Source organism: Streptomyces sp. NPDC059695 (genome assembly GCF_042733785.1).
Taxonomy (GTDB): Bacteria; Actinomycetota; Actinomycetes; order Streptomycetales; family Streptomycetaceae; genus Streptomyces.
This window is the reverse complement of sequence record NZ_JBHWFF010000013.1, coordinates 43,800-60,445: the sequence shown is the minus strand read 5'-3', so window position 1 is coordinate 60,445 and position 16,646 is coordinate 43,800. Positions and strand designations below refer to the sequence as shown.

Here is a 16,646-nt window from a genome sequence, read left to right as displayed (position 1 = left end):
GGTGGGCGCAGTGCCGTTTCCGGGCGGAGCTCACCCAAACCTCACAGGCCCGCATGCAACCCTTTCGGGTGCATCGCCGTCACAGAAGGTGAATCCTAGGGCTGAGGGAAGACGATGACCGAGCAGAGCAAGAGCGGCCGCGCACGCGGCGCGGGCAGCGGCACGCGCCGCAAGCAGCGCGCCAAGCGGCGCAAGGCTCCGATCCTGATATCGGGGGCCGTCGCGGTCCTCGTCCTCGGCGGCGCCGGGCTCGGGTACGTCTACTTCAAGCTCGACGGCAACCTCAAGGGCGTCGACATCAACGCCCAGCTCGGCACCGCACGCCCCGAGAACGTCGACAACGGCTCCCTCGACATCCTCGTCCTCGGCTCCGACTCCCGCTCCGGCGACAACGGCGCCTACGGCAAGGACGAGGGCGGCGCCCGCTCCGACACCGCGATGGTCGTCCACGTCTACGAGGGACACAAGAAGGCCAGCGTGGTGTCCATACCCCGCGACACCCTCGTCGACAGGCCCTCCTGCACCGACGAGAAGGGCACGGCCGTCCCCGGCGAGCAGCGGGCCATGTTCAACACCGCGTACGAGGTCGGCGGCCCCGCCTGCGCCGTCAAGACCGTCGAGTCGATGTCCGGCATCCGCATGGACCACTACATCGAGGTCGACTTCACCGGCTTCAGGAAGCTCATCGACGAACTCGGCGGCGTCGAGATCACCACCACGCAGGCCATCAAGGACTCCAAGAGCCACCTCGACCTCCCCCCGGGCACGCACACCCTGGACGGCGAGCAGTCCCTCGGCCTCGTCCGCACCCGCAAGAGCGTCGGCGACGGCAGCGACCTCGGCCGCATCCAGCTCCAGCAGGCCTTCATGAAGGCCTTCATCGACCAGGTCAAGCACGTCGGCGTCTTCACGAACCCGGCCAAGCTGTACGGCCTCGCCGACGCCGCGACCAAGGCCATCAGGCCCGACTCCGAGCTCGACTCGGTGCAGGAGCTCATGGGCTTCGCCAAGGGCCTCTCCGGCATCGGCGCCCAGAACGTGCACATGGTCACCCTGCCCGTCGAGTACGACCCCCGGGACCCCAACCGCGTCGTCCCCCTCGAAGCCCAGTCCCGGCAGGTCTGGAAGGCGCTCAAGGGCGACCTTCCGATCCCCGCGTCGGCGACGAAGGACACCGCCACGGGCGAGGCGGACGGCGTGGTCAGGTAGTCCGGGAATAGTTCCGGCGCCACCCCGGTTTGGGGAGATGCGGCCAGTCCTGGCAGACTGGTACGTCGGCCCCGGTTCACGCTGTCCGCAACACCGCGGCGGCGACCCGGAGCCCTCCCGAAACTAGGAGACACCTTGAAGCGCGAGATTCACCCCGAGTACGTCGAGACCCAGGTCAGCTGCACCTGTGGCGCGTCGTTCACCACCCGTAGCACCCTCACCGAGGGCACCATCCGTGCCGAGGTCTGCTCCGAGTGCCACCCGTTCTACACGGGCAAGCAGAAGATCCTCGACACCGGCGGCCGCGTGGCCCGCTTCGAGGCCCGCTTCGGCAAGGCCGGCTCCGCCAAGTAGCGAGCCCCTGCGCCGGTCCTCGGCCGCCCCGCGCGGGTGGCCGGGACCGGCGCTTTGCCGTCCCCGTAGCAACTGACGAAAACCCAGGAGCCCCCGATGTTCGAGGCGGTCGAGGATCTGGTCGGCGAGCACGCCGGCCTCGAGACGAAGCTCGCGGACCCTTCGGTCCACGCCGATCAGGCGAACGCGCGCAAGCTCAACAAGCGCTACGCCGAGCTGACCCCGATCGTCGCCACCTACCGCTCCTGGAAGCAGACCGGTGACGACATCGAGACGGCCCGCGAGCTGATGCACGACGACCCCGACTTCGCGGCCGAGGTCAAGGAACTGGAGAAGCAGCGCGAGGAGCTCACCGACAAGCTCCGCCTGCTGCTCGTCCCGCGCGACCCGAGCGACGACAAGGACGTCATCCTGGAGATCAAGGCGGGTGCCGGCGGCGACGAGTCCGCGCTCTTCGCCGGCGACCTCCTCCGGATGTACCTGCGGTACGCCGAGCGCGTCGGCTGGAAGACCGAGATCATCGACGCCACCGAGTCCGAGCTCGGCGGCTACAAGGACGTCCAGGTCGCCGTGAAGACCAAGGGCGGCAACGGCGCCACCGAGCCCGGCCAGGGCGTCTGGGCACGGCTCAAGTACGAGGGCGGGGTGCACCGCGTCCAGCGCGTGCCCGCCACCGAGTCCGCCGGCCGCATCCACACCTCCGCCGCCGGCGTGCTCGTCACGCCCGAGGCCGAGGAGGTCGACGTCGAGATCCACGCCAACGACCTGCGCATCGACGTCTACCGCTCGTCCGGCCCCGGCGGCCAGTCGGTCAACACCACCGACTCGGCGGTCCGCATCACGCACCTGCCGACCGGCATCGTCGCCTCCTGCCAGAACGAGAAGAGCCAGCTCCAGAACAAGGAGCAGGCGATGCGCATCCTGCGTTCCCGGCTCCTCGCCGCCGCCCAGGAGAAGGCCGAGGCCGAGGCCGCGGACGCCCGGCGCAGCCAGGTCCGCACCGTCGACCGCTCCGAGAAGATCCGTACGTACAACTTCCCGGAGAACCGGATCTCGGACCACCGCGTCGGCTTCAAGGCGTACAACCTGGACCAGGTCCTCGACGGCGAACTGGACCCCATGATCCAGGCCTGCGTCGACGCCGACTCGGCGGCGAAGCTCGCCGCAGCGTAAGGCCCCCCTCAAGCCCCACCCCGCACCACGGAGGACCAGCGTGAACCTGCTGCTTGCCGAGGTGGCCCAGGCCACCCAGCGGCTGGCCGACGCCGGCGTTCCCTCACCGCGTTTCGACGCCGAGGAGCTCGCCGCGTTCGTGCACGGCGTCAAGCGGGGGGAGCTGCACAACGTCAAGGACGCGGACTTCGACGCCCGCTACTGGGAGGCCGTCGCCCGCCGCGAGGCCCGCGAGCCGCTCCAGCACATCACCGGCCGGGCGTTCTTCCGGTACCTGGAGCTCCAGGTGGGGCCCGGCGTCTTCGTGCCCCGCCCGGAGACCGAGTCGGTCGTCGGCTGGGCCATAGACGCCGTACGCGCCATGGACGTCGTCGAACCGCTCATCGTCGACCTGTGCACCGGCTCCGGGGCCATCGCCCTCGCCATGGCGCAGGAGGTGCCGCGCTCGCGCGTGCACGCCGTCGAGCTCTCCGACGACGCCCTCGTGTGGACCCGCAAGAACGCGCAGGGCTCCCGCGTCACCGTCCACCAGGGCGACGCGCTCACCGCGCTCCCCGAGCTGGACGGCCAGGTCGACCTGGTCATCTCCAACCCGCCGTACATCCCGCTCACCGAGTGGGAGTACGTGGCGCCCGAGGCCCGCGACCACGACCCGGAGATGGCCCTCTTCTCCGGTGAGGACGGCCTCGACACCATCCGCGGCATCGAGCGCACCGCCCACCGGCTGCTGCGCCCCGGCGGCCTCGTCGTCATCGAGCACGCGGACACCCAGGGCGGGCAGGTGCCGTGGATCTTCAACGAGGAGGCCGGCTGGGCGGACGCCGCCGACCACCCCGACCTGAACAACCGGCCGCGCTTCGCGACCGCCCGCAAGGCGATGCCATGACCGCCATGACGAACCACGCGTACGAGGAGGCCGGGAACTGATGGCACGGCGATACGACTGCAACGAGGCGACCGATCGCGCGACCGGTCTGCGCGAGGCCGCGTCCGCCGTCCGCCGGGGCGAGCTGGTCGTGCTGCCCACCGACACCGTGTACGGGATCGGGGCGGACGCCTTCAGCAGCGAGGCCGTCGGGGACCTGCTGGCCGCCAAGGGCAGCGGCCGCAACATGCCCACGCCCGTGCTCATCGGCTCCCCGAACACCCTCCACGGCCTCGTCACGGACTTCTCCGAGCAGGCCTGGGAGCTCGTCGACGCCTTCTGGCCCGGCCCGCTCACCCTCGTCGCCCGGCACCAGCCGTCGCTCCAGTGGGACCTCGGCGACAGCCGGGGCACCGTCGCCATCCGGATGCCCCTGCACCCGGTCGCCATCGAACTGCTCACCGAGGTCGGCCCGATGGCCGTCACCTCGGCCAACCTCACCGGCCACCCGGCGCCGGAGGACTGCGACACGGCCCAGGGCATGCTCGGCGACTCCGTCTCCGTCTACCTCGACGGCGGCCCGATCCCCGGCCTCGTCCCCTCGTCCATCGTCGACGTCACGGGCAAGGTGCCGGTGCTGCTGCGCGAGGGCGCGCTGTCCCCGGAGGAGCTCCGGAAGGTCGTACCCGACCTCGAGGTGGCCAGTTGACCGCCCCTGAGGGGCGTGGCATAGCGGGGTTCGACGACGACAGCAGCACCTTCCGCATCCTCCACGTCAGCACCGGCAACGTCTGCCGCTCGCCGATCACCGAGCGGCTGACCCGCCATGCCCTGAGCGACCGCCTCGGCGACCCCCTCGGCGGCGGCCTGATCGTGGAGAGCGCGGGCACGTGGGGCCACGAGGGCGCCCCCATGGAGGCCAACGCGGAACTGGTCCTCGCGGACTTCGGCGCGGACTACAGCGGCTTCGTCGGCCGCGAGCTCCTCGACGAGCACGTGATCCGCGCCGACCTGGTCCTCACGGCGACCCGCGACCACCGCGCGCAGGTCATCTCGATGGGCCACTCGGCGGGCCTGCGCACCTTCACGCTGAAGGAGTTCACCCGCCTCGTCCGCGCGATCGACCCGGCCACGCTGCCGGACGCGCGCGACGAGGGCATGGTGGAACGCGCCCGCGCCCTGGTCCGGGCGGCGGCGGCTCTACGCGGGTGGCTCCTGGCCCCGTCGGTGGACGCCGACGAGGTGAACGACCCGTACGGCGCCCCGATCACGTTCTTCCGCTCGATCGGCGACGAGATCAACCAGGCCCTGGACCCGGTCGTCACGGCCCTGACGGGGGTCTCGGCGCGGCGTTGACGGAGCGCGGCGGGGTGTCGACGGGCCCGGTCGCCGCGGGCGGGGCGCGGTCGGGGGAACCAGCGCGCGGGGGCGTGGGGGCGCGCCTACATTGGATTCATGCCGGTCACCGCGCCCCCTGATCAGGAACTCGACGTCCTGCGCCGGCAGGACCCCGAGGTCGCCGACGTGCTGCTCGGTGAGACGCGGCGGCAGGCCGACAGCCTGCAGCTGATCGCCGCCGAGAACTTCACGTCGCCCGCCGTGCTCGCCGCGCTCGGCTCGCCGCTGGCCAACAAGTACGCCGAGGGCTATCCGGGCGCCCGCCACCACGGCGGCTGCGAGTACGCCGACGCCGTCGAGCGGATCGCCGTGGAGAGGGCCACCGCGCTCTTCGGAGCCGACCACGCGAACGTGCAGGCCCACTCCGGCTCCTCGGCCGTCCTGGCGGCGTACGCGGCCCTTCTCAGGCCCGGTGACACGGTTCTGGCCATGGGGCTGGGACACGGCGGGCACCTCACGCACGGTTCGCCCGCGAACTTCTCCGGCCGGTGGTTCGACTTCGTCCCGTACGGCGTCGACGCCGAGACCGGGCTCGTCGACTACGAGCAGGTCGCCGCCCTCGCGCGCCACCACCGCCCCAAGGCGATCGTCTGCGGGTCGATCTCCTATCCCCGCCACCTCGACTACGCGGTCTTCCGGGAGATCGCCGACGAGGTCGGGGCGTATCTGATCGCCGACGCCGCCCACCCGATCGGCCTGGTCGCCGGGGGAGCGGCCCCCAACCCCGTCCCGTACGCCGACGTGGTGTGCGCGACCACGCACAAGGTGCTGCGCGGGCCGCGCGGCGGAATGATCCTGTGCGGCGGGGACCTCGCGGGCCGGATCGACCGGGCGGTGTTCCCGTTCACCCAGGGCGGCGCCCAGATGCACACGATCGCGGCCAAGGCGGTGGCCTTCGGCGAGGCGTCCACCCCGGCCTTCACCGCGTACGCCCATCAGGTGGTCGAACACGCCAGGGTCCTCGCCGCCGCGCTCGCCGCCGAGGGCTTCGCGCTGACCACCGGCGGCACGGACACGCATCTCATCACCGCCGATCCCGCGCCGCTCGGCGTCGACGGGCGCACCGCCCGGGCCCGGCTCGCCGCCGCCGGCATGGTCCTCGACACCTGCGCCCTTCCGTACGGGGAGAGCCGCGGGATCCGGCTCGGCACCGCCGCCGTCACCACGCAGGGCATGGGCTCACCGGAGATGGCGAGAATTGCCGCACTGTTCACCGTCGCGTTGCGTGACGAACCCGGGGAAACGGCCCGGGTACGGGCGGAAGTACGGGAGCTGACCAGCCAATTTCCCCCGTACGGCCCCTGACGGAAACCCGGGCGCAACCGTTCCGGGGGGACAGGTGTCTCACAGCACATGGACGGCACGGCTAGGGTGTGGGGCTGAGATGGCCAGCTATTCCTGTGGGGCAGCCCGTGCGTGATTACCTGCTGACGCTCTGTGTCACGGCCGCGGTGACCTATCTGCTCACCGGCCCGGTGCGGAAGTTCGCCATCGCGACCGGGGCGATGCCGGAGATCCGCGCCCGCGACGTACACCGAGAACCGACTCCGCGGCTCGGTGGCATCGCCATGTTCTTCGGGCTGTGCGCGGGACTGCTCGTCGCCGACCACCTGCAGAACCTGAACAGCGTCTTCGAGCAGTCGAACGAGCCCCGCGCGCTGCTCTCCGGCGCCGCGCTGATCTGGCTGATCGGCGTCCTCGACGACAAGTTCGAGCTGGACGCCCTCATCAAGCTGGGCGCGCAGATGATCTCGGCGGGCGTGATGGTCGCGCAGGGTCTGACGATCCTGTGGCTGCCGATCCCCGGCGTCGGCACGGTCGCGCTGACGCCCTGGCAGGGCACGCTCCTGACGGTCGCCCTGGTGGTCCTCACCATCAACGCCGTGAACTTCGTCGACGGCCTCGACGGTCTCGCCGCCGGCATGGTCTGCATCGCCGCCGCGGCCTTCTTCCTGTACGCGTACCGCCTCTGGTACGGCTACACGATCGAGGCGGCCGCCCCCGCGACCCTGTTCGCGGCCATCCTCATGGGCATGTGCCTGGGCTTCCTCCCGCACAACATGCACCCGGCGCGCATCTTCATGGGCGACTCCGGCTCGATGCTGATCGGCCTGATCCTCGCGGCCTCCGCCATCTCGATCACCGGCCAGGTCGACCCGGACGCGCTGAAGATCTTCGAGGGCTCGACCCGGCAGGCCACGCACGCCGCCCTGCCCGTCTTCATCCCGCTGGTGCTGCCGCTGACGATCATCGCGATCCCGATGGCCGACCTGGTCCTGGCGATCGTGCGCCGTACGTGGAAGGGCCAGTCGCCGTTCGCGGCCGACCGCGGGCACCTGCACCACCGGCTCCTGGAGATCGGGCACTCGCACAGCCGCGCGGTGCTGATCATGTACTTCTGGTCGGCGCTCATCGCCTTCGGCACGCTGGCCTACTCGGTGCACTCGACGTCGATGTGGATCGTCCTCGGGGTCGTCGCGCTGAGCGCGATCGGCCTGGTGCTGCTCCTGCTGCCGCGGTTCACGCCGCGCGCTCCCCGCTGGGCCCAGTCCGTCGTGCCGCCGCGCTACCGGCGGCGCAAGCCGGCCGTCGCGCCCGTGGAGGCGGCAGGGTCCGCCGGGGCCACCGGGCCCGCGGGGGACGGCGAAACGGCGGAGGAGGAGCGGGAGCCCGTGCCCGCAGGAGTCAACGGCGCGACCGCGATCGGTCACCGCTCGCGCTTTCCCGACAGGAGTAAGGCCGGGGCGCGCGGTTGACGAAAGCCCCATCCGGGGTCAATAGCAGACAAGCCGCCTCGCTGTCGCGCACACACGCGCAGGGTCACTCTCATGTGTGACTGTTGGCACACCTTATGGGTAAAGACCTATTCAAATAGTTTGTGATACGGTTCACGAGACCCGGCGACAGTGCCGAAAGACCGTAGTGCGACGGTCTGTTGGCCCCGAGACCCACCTCGGACCGGGCTTACGCTCGTCCATGACGACACCATCGCCCCCTCCAAGAGCAAGCGGAGACACCGCCATGCCGTCGAACGACGCACGCATCCTTCTGCACACCGCCGTACCCACCGCAGCCGTCGGCGCCGTCGCCACGGTCATCAGCGGGGTGGTCGCCGGTGGCAAGGGTGCGCTCGGTGCCGTCGTCGGCACCCTGGTGGTCCTTCTCTTCATGGGGATCGGGCAGCTGGTTCTCCAGCGCACGGCGAAGTCGTTTCCGCACCTCTTCCAGGCCATGGGGCTGATGCTCTACACGGCCCAGCTGCTGGTGCTCTTCATCTTCCTGGCCTTGCTGAAGAACACGACCCTGTTCGACTTCAAGGCCTTCGCCTTCACGCTTCTCGCGACGACCGTGGTGTGGGTCGCCGCACAGGCCCGGGCCTACATGAAGGCCAAGATCACGTACATCGACCCCGGAAACTCGGGGCCGAAGTCGTGAAGGGTAGGGCCGGGATAAAGCCGCGTTCGGCTTCCTGCTATCGTCCGGTGCCAACTGCGGCACTGCGGACGCGGGCATCCGAAACGGCGCCTGTCCCAGCGAGAGGCTCGATGCCGAACCGCCGCCCCCTTATCCGTAAGACCAGTCCAGTGCCGACCCGCGGCTGCGCGCCGCGCCGACACAACGAGGTTGCCGTACCTATGCGCCACGCTGAAGGAGCCCGCGGTGAGTGCTGACCAGACGCTTGCCTTCGACCCGGATTGCCACATCTTCAGTGGATGTGGCTTCCCGGCGCCGGGCCTGCACACGTTCATGTACGAGCCCATCGCCACGGTGGGGGGCATCGACATCACCAAGCCGATGCTGCTCGCCGTTCTCGGCTCCATCGTGGTCGTCGGGTTCTTCTGGGCCGCCTTCAACAAGCCCAAGCTGATCCCCGGCAAGATGCAGATGGTCGGCGAGGCCGGTTACGACTTCGTGCGCCGCGGCATCGTCTACGAGATCATCGGCAAGAAGGACGGCGAGAAGTACGTCCCCTTCATGGTGTCGCTGTTCTTCTTCGTCTGGATCATGAACCTCTGGTCGATCATTCCGCTCGCCCAGTTCCCGGTCACCTCGCTGATCGCCTTCCCGGCCGGTCTCGCGCTGATCGTGTACGTCATGTGGATCTCGCTCACCTTCAAGAAGCACGGCTTCGTGGGCGGCTGGAAGAACATCGTCGGCTACGACAAGTCCCTCGGTGCCATTCTCCCGATGGTCGTCGTCCTCGAGTTCTTCTCGAACCTCCTGATCCGGCCCTTCACGCACGCGGTGCGACTGTTCGCGAACATGTTCGCCGGTCACCTGCTGATCGTGATGTTCTCGCTGGCCACCTGGTACCTCATGAACGGCCTGGGCTTCGTCTACGCCGGCGCCTCGTTCGTGATGGTCCTCGTGATGACCGCCTTCGAGCTCTTCATCCAGGCCGTCCAGGCGTACGTCTTCGTCCTCCTGGCCTGCAGCTACGTCCAGGGCGCGCTCTCCGAGCACCACTGAGCCGTCAAGGCCCCGTAGCTCCACCCCCGAATCCATCAGTCGTCCGGTGGCCAACCCCCATCGGGTCATTGAAAGAGAAGGAAGTAACGGCATGTCCGCTGCTCTCGACATGATCAACCTCGCCGCCGAAGGTGGCAGCGCCAAGACCAACGTCGTCGGCAACGTCGCCTCGATCGGTTACGGCCTCGCCGCGATCGGCCCCGGCGTCGGCGTCGGCATCATCTTCGGTAACGGTACGCAGGCGCTCGCCCGCCAGCCCGAGGCCGCCGGTCTCATCCGTACCAACCAGATCATGGGCTTCGCCTTCTGTGAGGCGCTCGCCCTCATCGGCATCGTCATGGGCTTCGTCTACCAGTAAGCCGGACCGACTGCCCGATTCTTTTTACGGAAGGCACTGATGTGAACGCTCTGCTTCTTGCGGCAGCGGAGGAGCCTCAGCCTCCTCTGATCCCGCATCTCGACGAGCTCGTCATCGGCCTGATCGCCTTCGTCATCGTCTTCGGCTTCCTCGCCAAGAAGCTCCTCCCGAACATCAACAAGGTTCTGGACGAGCGTCGCGAGGCCATCGAGGGTGGCATCGAGAAGGCCGAGTCGGCCCAGATCGAGGCTCAGAGTGTGCTGGAGCAGTACAAGGCCCAGCTCGCCGAGGCCCGCCACGAGGCCGCGCGTCTTCGCCAGGAGGCGACGGAGCAGGGCACCGCGATCATCCAGGAGATGAAGGCGGAAGGCCAGCGCCAGCGCGAGGAGATCATCGCGGCCGGCCACACGCAGATCGAGGCCGACCGCAAGGCCGCGTCCGCGTCGCTGCGCCAGGACGTGGGCAAGCTCGCCACCGACCTGGCCGGCAAGCTGGTCGGCGAGTCCCTCGAGGACACCGCCCGCCAGAGCCGTACCATCGACCGCTTCCTCGACGAGCTCGAGGAGAAGGCCGAGGCTGTCCGATGAACGGAGCGAGCCGCGAGGCACTGTCCGCCGCCCGTGAGTCCCTCGACGCGCTGACCGACAACACCCCGGTCGACGCGACGAAGCTCGCGGACGAGCTGGCCGCCGTCACCGTGCTGCTCGACCGCGAGGTGTCGCTGCGCCGGGTCCTGACCGACCCCGCCCAGTCGGGTGAGGCCAAGGCCGAGCTCGCGCAGCGACTCCTGCGCGGACAGGTGGGCGGCGAGACCGTCGACCTGGTCTCGGGCGCGGTCCGTTCCCGCTGGTCGCGCTCGCGTGACCTGGTCGACGCGGCCGAGGAACTGGCGAACACCGCCGACCTCACCGCGGCGCAGAAGGCGGGCGCCCTCGACGACGTCGAGGACGAGCTGTTCCGGTTCGGCCGGATCGTGTCCTCCAGCCCCGAGCTCCGCTCGGCGCTGACGGACAAGGCCGCCACGGCCACCGCGAAGGGCACGCTGCTCCGCAGCCTGCTCGGCGGCAAGGCCCACGCGACCACCGAGCGCCTGGTCGTCCGTCTGGTGACCCAGCCCCGGGGACGTAGCCTGGAAGCGGGACTCGAGTCCCTGTCCAAGCTCGCCGCGGCGCGCCGGGACCGGATGGTCGCGGTCGTCACCTCGGCGGTGCCGCTGTCCGACCGGCAGAAGCAGCGCCTCGGTGGCGTCCTGGCGAAGCTGTACGGCCGCGAGATGCACCTGAACCTGGACGTGGACCCCGCGGTCCTCGGCGGGATCACCGTGCGCGTCGGCGACGAGGTCATCGACGGATCCATCGCGGAGCGCCTCGGCGAGGCGACCCGTCGACTGGCCGGCTGACGACAGCGACCACAGCAGCACACAGGCAGTACAGCAACACAGCATCACCAGCGGCCCGGTTGGGCCGTGCAGAGATTGCAGAAGATTCCTGGGGGTCGGCCCCCAGACCCCTTAAGAAACTTCGGGCCCAACAAGGAGAGCAGGGAACCCAGATGGCGGAGCTCACGATCCGGCCGGAGGAGATCCGGGACGCACTGGAGAACTTCGTCCAGTCGTACCAGCCGGACGCGGCCTCGCGCGAGGAGGTCGGCACGGTCAGCCTGGCCGGTGACGGTATCGCGAAGGTCGAGGGTCTTCCCTCGGCCATGGCGAACGAGCTGCTGAAGTTCGAGGACGGGACCCTCGGTCTCGCGCTGAACCTCGAAGAGCGCGAGATCGGTGCGATCGTCCTCGGCGAGTTCAGCGGTATCGAGGAGGGACAGTCGGTGCAGCGCACCGGCGAGGTCCTGTCCGTCGGTGTCGGTGAGGGATACCTGGGTCGCGTCGTCGACCCGCTCGGCAACCCGATCGACGGTCTCGGCGAGATCGCGACCGAGGGCCGCCGCGCCCTCGAGCTGCAGGCCCCGGGCGTTATGGCCCGTAAGTCGGTGCACGAGCCGATGGAGACCGGCTACAAGGCCGTCGACGCCATGACGCCGGTCGGCCGTGGTCAGCGTCAGCTGATCATCGGTGACCGTCAGACCGGCAAGACCGCGCTGTGCGTCGACACGATCATCAACCAGCGCGACAACTGGCGCTCGGGCGACGTGAACAAGCAGGTCCGCTGCATCTACGTCGCCGTCGGCCAGAAGGGCTCGACCATCGCGTCCGTTCGCGGCGCCCTGGAAGAGGCCGGTGCGCTCGAGTACACGACGATCGTCGCCGCCCCGGCGTCCGACCCGGCCGGCTTCAAGTACCTGGCGCCGTACACCGGTTCCGCCATCGGTCAGCACTGGATGTACCAGGGCAAGCACGTCCTGATCGTCTTCGACGACCTGTCGAAGCAGGCCGACGCCTACCGCGCCGTGTCGCTTCTGCTGCGCCGCCCGCCGGGCCGTGAGGCCTACCCGGGTGACGTCTTCTACCTGCACTCGCGTCTCCTCGAGCGCTGCGCGAAGCTCTCGGACGAGCTCGGTGCCGGTTCGATGACCGGTCTGCCGATCGTCGAGACCAAGGCGAACGACGTGTCGGCGTTCATCCCGACCAACGTCATCTCCATCACCGACGGCCAGTGCTTCCTGGAGTCCGACCTGTTCAACGCCGGCCAGCGTCCGGCCCTGAACGTCGGTATCTCGGTCTCCCGTGTCGGTGGCTCCGCCCAGCACCCCGCCATGAAGCAGATCGCCGGTCGCCTCCGTGTCGACCTGGCCCAGTTCCGTGAGCTGGAGGCCTTCGCGGCCTTCGGTTCCGACCTGGACTCCGCTTCGAAGGCGCAGCTGGAGCGCGGTCAGCGGATGGTCGAGCTGCTCAAGCAGGCTCAGTACCAGCCGATGCCCACGGAGAACCAGGTCGTCTCGGTCTGGGCCGGCACCACCGGCAAGATGGACGACGTCCCGGTCGCCGACATCCGTCGCTTCGAGGCCGAGCTCCTGGCGTACCTGCGTCAGAGCCACTCCGGCCTCATGACCTCCATCCGCGAGGGCAAGAAGATGTCGAACGACACCCTCACGGCCGTCGCCGACGCCATCGCCGAGTTCAAGCAGCAGTTCGAGACCTCTGACGGCAAGCTGCTCGGCGCGGACGCCCCTGCCGCCGTCAACGTCTCGAAGTGACGACGGAAGGGACCTGACTCATGGGAGCGCAGCTCCGGGTCTACAAGCGTCGCATCAAATCCGTCACCGCGACGAAGAAGATCACCAAGGCGATGGAGATGATCGCCGCCTCGCGTGTCGTCAAGGCGCAGCGCAAGGTACAGGCGTCGACTCCGTACGCGACCGAGCTCACGCGCGCGGTCACGGCGGTGGCCACGGGTGCGAACGACAAGCACCCGCTGACCACCGAGGCGGAGAACCCGAGCCGCGCCGCGGTCCTGCTCCTCTCGAGCGACCGCGGTCTGGCCGGTGCCTTCAACTCCAACGCCATCAAGGCGGTGGAGAAGCTCATCGCGAAGCTCGAGGGCGAGGGCCGCGCGGTCGACATCTACGTCGTCGGCCGCCGCGGTGTCGCGCACTTCAACTTCCGTGAGCGGAAGCTGAGCGACACGTGGACCGGCTTCACGGACGAGCCCACGTACGCGGACGCCAAGAAGATCGCGGCACCGCTGATCGAGGCGATCGAGAAGGACACGGCCGAGGGTGGTGTGGACGAGCTCCACATCGTCTACACCGAGTTCGTCTCGATGATGACCCAGACGGCGGTCGAGGCCCGGCTGCTGCCCCTCAGCCTCGACGAGGTGGCGAAGGAGGCCGGCGAGCCGGACACCCTCCGTCCGCTGTACGACTTCGAGCCGTCGGCGGAGGACGTCCTCGACGCCCTTCTGCCGCGCTACGTCGAGAGCCGCATCTACAACGCGCTGCTGCAGTCGGCTGCCTCCAAGCACGCCGCCACGCGCCGCGCGATGAAGTCGGCCACCGACAACGCGGGAGACTTGATCAACAACCTCTCCCGACTTGCCAACGCGGCCCGCCAGGCCGAAATCACCCAGGAAATCAGCGAGATCGTCGGTGGCACCGCAGCCCTGGCCGACGCGACCGCGGGGAGTGACAAGTAATGACGACCACTGTTGAGACGGCCGCCGCCACGGGCCGCGTCGCCCGGGTCATCGGCCCGGTCGTCGACGTGGAGTTCCCCGTCGACGCGATGCCGGAGATCTACAACGCCCTGCACGTCGAGGTCGCCGACCCGGCCGAGGAGGGCAAGCTCAAGACGCTGACCCTCGAGGTCGCGCAGCACCTCGGTGACGGCATCGTCCGCACCATCTCGATGCAGCCCACCGACGGTCTGGTCCGCCAGGCCCCCGTGGTCGACACCGGCGACGGCATCACGGTGCCCGTCGGCGACGTCACCAAGGGTCGCGTGTTCAACACGCTCGGCCAGATCCTGAACGACCCCGAGGCGGAGTCGGAGGTCGGCGAGCGCTGGTCCATCCACCGCAAGGCCCCGGCGTTCGCGGACCTCGAGTCGAAGACCGAGATGTTCGAGACCGGCCTGAAGGTCGTCGACCTTCTCACCCCGTACGTCAAGGGTGGAAAGATCGGTCTGTTCGGTGGTGCCGGTGTCGGCAAGACCGTTCTGATCCAGGAAATGATCATGCGTGTGGCCAAGCTGCACGAGGGCGTTTCCGTCTTCGCCGGCGTCGGCGAGCGCACCCGTGAGGGCAACGACCTCATCGCGGAAATGGAAGAGTCCGGCGTTCTGGACAAGACCGCGCTGGTCTTCGGCCAGATGGACGAGCCCCCGGGCACCCGTCTCCGCGTCGCCCTCGCCGGTCTGACCATGGCGGAGTACTTCCGCGATGTGCAGAAGCAGGACGTGCTGTTCTTCATCGACAACATCTTCCGCTTCACGCAGGCCGGTTCCGAGGTCTCGACCCTGCTCGGCCGCATGCCCTCCGCGGTGGGTTACCAGCCGAACCTGGCCGACGAGATGGGTCTCCTCCAGGAGCGCATCACCTCGACCCGTGGTCACTCGATCACCTCGATGCAGGCGATCTACGTCCCCGCGGACGACCTGACCGACCCGGCCCCGGCCACGACCTTCGCCCACCTCGACGCGACGACGGTTCTCTCCCGTCCGATCTCCGAGAAGGGCATCTACCCGGCCGTGGACCCGCTGGACTCCACGTCCCGGATCCTGGACCCGCGCTACATCGCGCAGGACCACTACGACGCCGCCACGCGCGTCAAGGGAATCCTGCAGAAGTACAAGGACCTCCAGGACATCATCGCGATCCTCGGTATCGACGAGCTGAGCGAGGAGGACAAGCTCGTTGTCCACCGCGCCCGCCGTGTCGAGCGCTTCCTGTCCCAGAACACCCACGCGGCGAAGCAGTTCACCGGTGTGGACGGTTCGGACGTTCCGCTCGACGAGTCGATCGCCGCGTTCAACGCGATCTGCGACGGTGAGTTCGACCACTTCCCGGAGCAGGCGTTCTTCATGTGCGGTGGCCTTGAGGACCTCAAGAACAACGCCAAGGAGCTCGGCGTCTCCTGAGCCCCGTGCTCGCCCGAGGGGGACGGGTTCCGTCCCGTCCCCCTCTCCACGCCCCCTAGAATTGACCCCAACACCCGGCACGACCGCCGGGTGGTGACCCGAGGAGCCACCCTTGGCTGCTGAGCTGCACGTCGAGCTGGTCGCCGCGGACCGGAGTGTCTGGTCCGGCGAGGCCACCCTGGTCATCGCGCGTACCACCTCCGGCGACATCGGCGTCATGCCCGGCCACCAGCCGCTGCTCGGTGTGCTGGAGTCGGGCCCGGTGACCATCCGTACGAGCGAGGGCGCGACCGTCGTCGCCGCCGTCCACGGAGGATTCATCTCGTTCGCCGACGACAAGCTGTCTCTGCTCGCGGAGATCTGCGAGCTGGCGGACGAGATCGACGCCCAGCGCGCCGAGCGCGCGCTGGAGCGTGCGAAGACGGACTCCGACGGTGCCGCCGAGCGGCGCGCCGAGGTCCGGCTGCGCGCGGTATCGGTCCGCTAGCGGACCGCGCCGAGCAGGAGTGCCCTCAGCCGCGGCACGATCCGGAATTTCCCGGACCGTGTCGCGGCTGAGGCGATGCAGATGCAGGTTGTATTCGGTTCTGCCGGCCGTGCCGGCTACGGGACGCAGCGAGGAGGTCGGTGAAGATGTTCCTCGCTCTGCTCGTGTGCGGCCTGGTCGTCGCACTGGTGGTGATCGGACTCTTCGTCTTCGGCTTGCGCCGGAGACTGATCCAGCGCGCCGGCGGCACCTTCGACTGCTCGCTGCGCTGGGACATCCCCGACGAGCCGGATCCGACCGGCAAGGGCTGGGTGTACGGCGTCGCCCGCTACAGCGGTGACGAGATCGCCTGGTTCCGCGTCTTCTCGTACGCGCCCCGCCCGCGCCGGACCCTGGAGCGTTCCTCCATCGTGGCCCTGGAGCGCCGGATGCCGGAGGGCGAGGAGGAGCTCGCGCTCCTCTCCGACGCCGTGATCCAGCCCTGTATGTACGAGGGCGTCCGCCTGGAGCTCGCGATGAGCGAGGACGCCCGGACGGGTTTCATGGCCTGGCTGGAGGCGGCTCCGCCCGGTCAACGGGTGAATGTGGCCTGAATTCCTTGCCCGTTGAATGGGGGTACCCCCGGACGAAGTCTGGGGGAGGGTGAATGTGGCCTGAATTCCTTGCCCGTTGAATGGGGGTACCCCCGGACGAAGTCTGGGGGAGGGTGAATGTCGCGTAGGACATGAGGAAGCGGGGGGGGGGGGGGGGGGCGGCCCCCCCGCGGAATATAGTTCGCAATTTAAGGCCGGGGTGTTTGAGC

The 16,646-nt window shown here is 69.1% G+C and carries 18 protein-coding genes; all 18 read left to right on the top strand.

All coding sequences use genetic code 11. From position 1 onward, the window contains the following. The first annotated feature begins 114 nt into the window (after nucleotides 1-114). The 18 genes from ACFV2S_RS18085 (at nucleotide 115) to ACFV2S_RS18000 (ending at nucleotide 16,437) form a co-directional block, all read left to right on the top strand. Entirely contained in the window at nucleotides 115-1,209 is a 1,095-nt protein-coding gene (locus ACFV2S_RS18085; protein WP_385559625.1) for an LCP family protein, read from the top strand. A 135-nt stretch (nucleotides 1,210-1,344) separates the two neighbouring features. Beyond that, entirely contained in the window at nucleotides 1,345-1,563 is a 219-nt protein-coding gene (gene rpmE / locus ACFV2S_RS18080; protein ID WP_030321069.1) for a 50S ribosomal protein L31, read from the top strand. 96 nt (nucleotides 1,564-1,659) lie between these two features. Next, nucleotides 1,660-2,736: a peptide chain release factor 1 gene (prfA, locus tag ACFV2S_RS18075; RefSeq protein WP_383789876.1), complete on the top strand. Its 1,077-nt coding sequence runs from the start codon at nucleotides 1,660-1,662 to the stop codon at nucleotides 2,734-2,736. Between the two features lie 40 nt (nucleotides 2,737-2,776). Next, nucleotides 2,777-3,622: a peptide chain release factor N(5)-glutamine methyltransferase gene (gene prmC / locus ACFV2S_RS18070; protein WP_030688886.1), complete on the top strand. Its 846-nt coding sequence runs from the start codon at nucleotides 2,777-2,779 to the stop codon at nucleotides 3,620-3,622. A 40-nt stretch (nucleotides 3,623-3,662) separates the two neighbouring features. Then, complete coding sequence (locus ACFV2S_RS18065; protein ID WP_383789879.1) at nucleotides 3,663-4,310, top strand: L-threonylcarbamoyladenylate synthase; 648 nt, start codon at nucleotides 3,663-3,665, stop codon at nucleotides 4,308-4,310. Then, nucleotides 4,307-4,957, top strand: coding sequence for a protein-tyrosine-phosphatase (locus tag ACFV2S_RS18060; RefSeq protein WP_383789882.1), 651 nt, complete (start codon nucleotides 4,307-4,309; stop codon nucleotides 4,955-4,957). Before ACFV2S_RS18065 ends, ACFV2S_RS18060 begins: the two co-directional genes overlap by 4 nt. Nucleotides 4,958-5,056: 99 nt before the next feature. Next, on the top strand, nucleotides 5,057-6,304 hold the full coding sequence (gene glyA, locus ACFV2S_RS18055; RefSeq protein ID WP_385559618.1) for a serine hydroxymethyltransferase: 1,248 nt from the start codon (nucleotides 5,057-5,059) through the stop codon (nucleotides 6,302-6,304). Between the two features lie 107 nt (nucleotides 6,305-6,411). Beyond that, the gene (locus tag ACFV2S_RS18050; RefSeq protein WP_385559615.1) at nucleotides 6,412-7,755 is read left to right on the top strand and encodes an MraY family glycosyltransferase; all 1,344 of its coding nucleotides are present in this window, start codon (nucleotides 6,412-6,414) and stop codon (nucleotides 7,753-7,755) included. 265 nt (nucleotides 7,756-8,020) lie between these two features. Next, on the top strand, nucleotides 8,021-8,434 hold the full coding sequence (locus ACFV2S_RS18045; RefSeq protein ID WP_383789891.1) for a hypothetical protein: 414 nt from the start codon (nucleotides 8,021-8,023) through the stop codon (nucleotides 8,432-8,434). A gap of 225 nt (nucleotides 8,435-8,659) precedes the next feature. Further along, a complete protein-coding gene (gene atpB / locus ACFV2S_RS18040) occupies nucleotides 8,660-9,469 on the top strand; it encodes a F0F1 ATP synthase subunit A (RefSeq protein ID WP_189799855.1) in 810 nt (269 codons plus the stop codon). Between the two features lie 91 nt (nucleotides 9,470-9,560). Further along, nucleotides 9,561-9,827 carry an ATP synthase F0 subunit C gene (gene atpE, locus ACFV2S_RS18035; protein ID WP_024761915.1) on the top strand — a complete coding sequence of 89 codons (267 nt, stop codon included), beginning with the start codon at nucleotides 9,561-9,563 and terminating at the stop codon, nucleotides 9,825-9,827. Nucleotides 9,828-9,868: 41 nt separating this feature from the next. Then, nucleotides 9,869-10,414: a F0F1 ATP synthase subunit B gene (locus ACFV2S_RS18030; RefSeq protein ID WP_366371949.1), complete on the top strand. Its 546-nt coding sequence runs from the start codon at nucleotides 9,869-9,871 to the stop codon at nucleotides 10,412-10,414. Beyond that, a complete protein-coding gene (locus tag ACFV2S_RS18025; RefSeq protein WP_385559610.1) occupies nucleotides 10,411-11,226 on the top strand; it encodes a F0F1 ATP synthase subunit delta in 816 nt (271 codons plus the stop codon). Before ACFV2S_RS18030 ends, ACFV2S_RS18025 begins: the two co-directional genes overlap by 4 nt. Before the next feature lie 152 nt (nucleotides 11,227-11,378). Next, on the top strand, nucleotides 11,379-12,977 hold the full coding sequence (gene atpA / locus ACFV2S_RS18020) for a F0F1 ATP synthase subunit alpha (RefSeq protein WP_189799852.1): 1,599 nt from the start codon (nucleotides 11,379-11,381) through the stop codon (nucleotides 12,975-12,977). A gap of 20 nt (nucleotides 12,978-12,997) precedes the next feature. After that, nucleotides 12,998-13,915: a F0F1 ATP synthase subunit gamma gene (locus ACFV2S_RS18015; RefSeq protein ID WP_352021426.1), complete on the top strand. Its 918-nt coding sequence runs from the start codon at nucleotides 12,998-13,000 to the stop codon at nucleotides 13,913-13,915. Next, a complete protein-coding gene (gene atpD, locus ACFV2S_RS18010; protein WP_384568049.1) occupies nucleotides 13,915-15,357 on the top strand; it encodes a F0F1 ATP synthase subunit beta in 1,443 nt (480 codons plus the stop codon). Before ACFV2S_RS18015 ends, atpD begins: the two co-directional genes overlap by 1 nt. 112 nt (nucleotides 15,358-15,469) lie before the next feature. Then, on the top strand, nucleotides 15,470-15,844 hold the full coding sequence (locus ACFV2S_RS18005) for a F0F1 ATP synthase subunit epsilon (protein ID WP_383796293.1): 375 nt from the start codon (nucleotides 15,470-15,472) through the stop codon (nucleotides 15,842-15,844). Between the two features lie 146 nt (nucleotides 15,845-15,990). Next, nucleotides 15,991-16,437 carry a DUF2550 domain-containing protein gene (locus ACFV2S_RS18000; RefSeq protein WP_383796295.1) on the top strand — a complete coding sequence of 149 codons (447 nt, stop codon included), beginning with the start codon at nucleotides 15,991-15,993 and terminating at the stop codon, nucleotides 16,435-16,437. Nucleotides 16,438-16,646: the final 209 nt, after the last annotated feature.